Raw genomic sequence first — 4,310 nt, forward strand, 5'->3', positions numbered from 1 at the left:
TCTTGCCCGACACCGTCGGTCCCGCGGCAAGCCGACCTTTCAGCCTTTCGACCTCGGCCTGGAGCCTGCCGATCTCGGCGTCGAGTGCGGCCCGCTCGTCAGGCACCGCATAGCAAGCCCAGCCGGCATCGTTCTTGGTGCAGGTCGACACCGTGCCGGTGCGCGTGTCCAGCCGCAGCACGCCCTCGGGGATGGGCGTCATGCTGTAGCGACCATTTTCGCCGTCGGGCGCAGATTGTGCCGCCACCACCCCGCCGCTGACGACCATCACCACCGCAGCCGCCGCGAGCCATGGCATTGAGGATGGCCTTGGGAATGGTCTTGGGAATGGTCTTGGGGACGGCGTTGTGGATGATGTCGCGGGTCTCATCGCCTACTCCGGGCAAGGCGTTGCTGCGGCTTCTGCGCAATTCTACACCCCCATCGGGCAATCCGCCGCTTAAAACCCGCCCCCTGCAACCAACGAACGCGGGGGCTTCTTTGATCCCGACGGCGCCGCGAAAGGACGGCCGCATCCGCCGATCGCGGCGAGACCTGCTGCGGTGCGGCGTCACACTGTGTGCAGCGCTGCGCGCAGGCCGATATCATCAGACAAATCAGCTACATAAGCGAAAGCGACGCAATCGTGACTTGGCTTGACTTGATTATGGGCCATCAGTATGGTCCGCGCGGCTTTTGAGGGTGACGGGCGTAATTTCCATTCAGCCGCAGCGTTTCGGGTCTTCGTTGCATGACACAGGGCACGGGACACGGCGAGGATGGAAATCGCGATCGGTCATCCGAGGAAGCTGCGCTTTCCGAACGGCTTGGGAGTCTGGATCAACGGTTGTCCGAGTTTCGCGACCGCCGGACCAGGACCGAGCAACCCGCAGGTGACGATGGAGACAGAGCCGCCAGAGCCTCGGCGATGGCGCTTGGTTTCCGGTTATCCTCGGAGTTGATCGCCGGAGTCGCTGTCGGAGCGGGGATGGGCTGGGGCTTCGACCACTTGCTGTCGACGTCGCCTTTCGGGTTTATCGTGTTCCTGTTGCTTGGCTTCGCCGCCGGCGTGGTGAATGTGGTGAGAACGGCGGGTGCGGGTCAGAACAAGCGCGGTGGTTCGTAACTGGCTTGGCCAGATTAACTGAAGTGCCGCTCGCCGGCACGGCCGGCCGGCCGACCTTGACGGGTCGGCTCGCCGGCAGACGAGAGATGCCGCGCGGATGAAAATCGACCCGATCCACCAGTTCAACGTCGAACCGCTCTTCACGATCGGCCGTATCGGCGACCACACGATCGCGTTCACCAATGCCTCTCTCTACATGTTTGTGGCGGTGGGGATCATTGCGCTGCTGCTGCTCACCAGCGGCAAGCAGCTGGTTCCCGGGCGCATGCAGTCGGTGGCCGAACTCTCTTACGAGTTCGTGGCCAGCATGATCCGTAGCACCGCCGGCTCGGACGGCATGCGGTTCTTCCCGCTGATCTTCTCGCTTTTCATGTTCATCTGCGTGTCGAACCTGGTCGGCATCGTTCCTTACACATTCACCGTCACGAGCCACCTCATCGTCACCGCCGCGCTCGCGCTGCTGGTGTTCTTCACGGTCCTGTTCTACGGCCTCTACAAGAACGGGCTGAAGTTCCTGAAAGTGTTCGTGCCCTCGGGCGTTCCGGGCTACATCCTGCCGCTGGTCATGGCGATCGAGGTGCTGTCTTTCTTCCTGCGCCCGGTCTCTCACAGCGTTCGACTGTTCGCGAACATGCTGGCCGGCCACATCGCCCTCAAGGTGTTCGCCGGCTTCGTCGCCATGCTCGGAGCCTCGCTCGGGGTGGTCGGCTGGATCGGCGGCGTGATGCCGCTGGCACTCGCCGTCGCGCTCACCGCGCTCGAACTGCTGGTCGCGTTCCTGCAAGCCTATGTGTTTGCGATCTTGACCTGTATCTACCTCAACGACGCCATTCACCCTGGACACTGAGTGATCCGGGTGCTTTTCCACCCACACCTGTCTTTCTTCGAAGGAGTCAAAAATGGATCCGCAAGCAGCGAAATTTCTCGGCGCGGGCATCGCGTGCATCGGCATGGGCGGCGCCGGCATCGGCGTGGCCTTCATCTTCGGCAACTATCTGTCAGCCGCGATGCGCAACCCGGCAGCTGCCCAGGGCCAGTTCGGCAACCTGATTTTCGGCTTCGCCGTGACCGAAGCGCTCGGCATCTTCTCGCTGCTGATCGCTCTGCTGCTGCTGTTCGTCCCGCTCTGAACGCGTTTCGCGCCGCTTCCCGGTCGGAGGCGGCGCGTCTGACAGCAACAGGAGAACTCCATGGCTGAAAGCGGCGCCAAGGGTACCGGCGCTCACACGGAAGCCGATGGCGGTCACCACGGCGGCGGCTTTCCCCCGTTCGAGAGCAGCACCTTTGCCTCGCAACTGGTGTCGCTCGCGGTCGCCTTCGCCGCGCTGTATCTGATCGTGTCCCGTCTCGCGCTGCCGCGTGTCGGCGGTGCGATCGAGGCGCGTCAGAACAAGATCGAGGGCGATCTCGCCGAAGCGCAGAAGCTGAAGGATCAATCCGAGGCAGCGCTCAAGGCCTACGAAGGCGAGCTCGCAACGGCGCGCGCACGTGCTCAGGCGATCGGCAACGAATCCCGCGAGAAGGCGAATGCGCAGGCGGAAGCCGAGCGCAAGGCACTGGAAGAACAATTGGCGGCCAAGCTCGCCGGGGCCGAACAAACCATCGCCTCGACCCGTGCCGCCGCCATGAGCAACGTCCGCGGCATCGCGGCCGATGCGGCTGGCGAGATCGTGCAGCACCTCACCGGCGTCGTCCCTGACGCTGCGTCGGTCAGTGCCGCCGTCGATGCGTCCTTGAAGGGTTAGTCGAGATGTTCTTCACGCCTGAGTTCTGGGTCGCCGTCGCTTTCGTGATCCTGATGGTGATCTTCGGCTATGTCGGGGTGTTCAAGACTGCGATGTCGGCACTCGATCATCGTGCCGCTCGCATCAAGGCCGAACTTGAAGAGGCGGCGCGCCTCAAGCAGGAGGCAGCAAAGGTGCTTGCCGACTACAAGGCGCGCACCGCATCGGCCGAACGCGAGGCGGCCGACATCATCGCCAACGCCAACGCCGAAGCGGAGCGCATCGCGGCAGAGGCGAAGGCAAAGCTGGAAGACTTCGTCGCCCGCCGGACCAAGACCGCGGAGGGCAAGATCGCGCTCGCCGAGGCCCAGGCGGTGGCCGATGTCCGTGCCGCAGCCGCGGAAGCCGCCGTCCAGGCCGCCTCCACGATCCTGTCGCAGTCGGTCAGGGGCCAGGTCGCTGACGATCTGCTAGCCAAGGGCATCAACGAAGTCAGGCAGAAGCTGAACTGAAGCGTTTGCCTCCACCAATCAAAAGCCGGCGCGATGAGCGCCGGCTTTTTTGTTTGTCGGTCCGGCCGTGTCCCGGACGCGGCGCGGCATGCAATGACGCGACGCAGAGCCGGGACCCAGTGTGCCGCGGCATGGGCCCCGGCTCTGCAGCGCACCGCTGAAGAAGCGCCATGGCGCGCCGCAGACGCGCGTAAACGCGCTGATGGCGTCCGGGGCACGAGACTCACTTCTTCTTCCGCCCCTTCGGCTCGGGCGACAGCGCCTGGGGGTCGAAGCCGACATAAAAGATGTAGTTCTCGGCGACCGCGGCCGCCGGCACCGGATAGGTCAGATCCTCGGCGATGAAGGTGAAAGGCACGCTGCCGCCGTCCGCCATCTGGACCGTGGTCCGGTAAGCCTTCGAGGCGATCACCTTCTCGCCGATGCCGCCCTGCACGACGGCGATGCGCAGCGGCACCTCGACCGTGGCGGGCGCACCGGCGGGACCGGCGATGACGCGGCCCTGGATGCCGATCCGGGCGGTGATGCCCTCGCTGCTGCGGGAGCATTCGCGCGCCATCTTGGAGATCGTGGCCTGGAAGCGAATCTCATTGCCGACGGCAGGCTTTCCGCTGGCGCCGACCGCGTAGGTCGAAGCTCCCGAACGTACCGTCACCTGAGGGCAATCGATCTCGTCCTCGGCCGGCTGGCCGGGCGCGGGGGCAGGAGTGGGCTGGGCCGGCTCGTCCGACTTGCCGCCGAACAGGCTCTTGAAGCGGTCGGTGAATGACTGCGCCGCCACCGGCGACACTCCTACCAAGGACACCGACACGACGAGAGCGATTGCAGGCACAAGCCGCGGCACAATCCGCGATGACCGAAGCTGCTTCCCCTTCAAGGCCCTACTCCATTGACGACAATCCGGCCGATCACCGGCAGGTCCCGCGGGTTATATCGCCAAAATCGGCGAACCCAAGGCAGCTAAAAGGG

Annotated in this window: 6 protein-coding genes and 1 pseudogene; 5 read left to right on the top strand and 2 right to left on the bottom strand. The window is 64.6% G+C overall.

What is annotated here, in order from left to right; genetic code table 11:
• Positions 1–268 (bottom strand): annotated as a pseudogene (locus JHD07_RS23065) (hypothetical protein); the annotation flags it as partial.
• Positions 269–730: 462 nt separating this feature from the next.
• On the opposite strand from JHD07_RS23065, the gene JHD07_RS23070 reads away from it, so the two are divergent.
• The 5 genes from JHD07_RS23070 to JHD07_RS23090 all read left to right on the top strand — a co-directional run bounded on the left by JHD07_RS23070 (position 731) and on the right by JHD07_RS23090 (position 3,341).
• Positions 731–1,105, top strand: a complete 375-nt coding sequence (locus JHD07_RS23070) for an AtpZ/AtpI family protein (protein WP_291626185.1) — start codon at positions 731–733, stop codon at positions 1,103–1,105.
• Between the two features lie 97 nt (positions 1,106–1,202).
• Entirely contained in the window at positions 1,203–1,952 is a 750-nt protein-coding gene (locus JHD07_RS23075; RefSeq protein ID WP_291626186.1) for a F0F1 ATP synthase subunit A, read from the top strand.
• 52 nt (positions 1,953–2,004) lie between these two features.
• Positions 2,005–2,235, top strand: coding sequence for a F0F1 ATP synthase subunit C (locus tag JHD07_RS23080; protein ID WP_008541273.1), 231 nt, complete (start codon positions 2,005–2,007; stop codon positions 2,233–2,235).
• A gap of 60 nt (positions 2,236–2,295) precedes the next feature.
• Positions 2,296–2,850, top strand: a complete 555-nt coding sequence (locus JHD07_RS23085; protein ID WP_291626191.1) for a F0F1 ATP synthase subunit B' — start codon at positions 2,296–2,298, stop codon at positions 2,848–2,850.
• Positions 2,851–2,855: 5 nt separating this feature from the next.
• Positions 2,856–3,341 (top strand): ATP F0F1 synthase subunit B, encoded by a 486-nt coding sequence (locus JHD07_RS23090; RefSeq protein ID WP_291626193.1) that lies wholly within the window; start codon positions 2,856–2,858, stop codon positions 3,339–3,341.
• Positions 3,342–3,564: 223 nt separating this feature from the next.
• Here JHD07_RS23090 and JHD07_RS23095 read toward each other — a convergent pair whose 3' ends face one another.
• Positions 3,565–4,218, bottom strand: coding sequence for a hypothetical protein (locus JHD07_RS23095; protein WP_291626195.1), 654 nt, complete (start codon positions 4,216–4,218; stop codon positions 3,565–3,567).
• Positions 4,219–4,310: the final 92 nt, after the last annotated feature.

This window comes from Bradyrhizobium sp., from assembly GCF_016462955.1.
Taxonomy (GTDB): Bacteria; Pseudomonadota; Alphaproteobacteria; order Rhizobiales; family Xanthobacteraceae; genus Bradyrhizobium.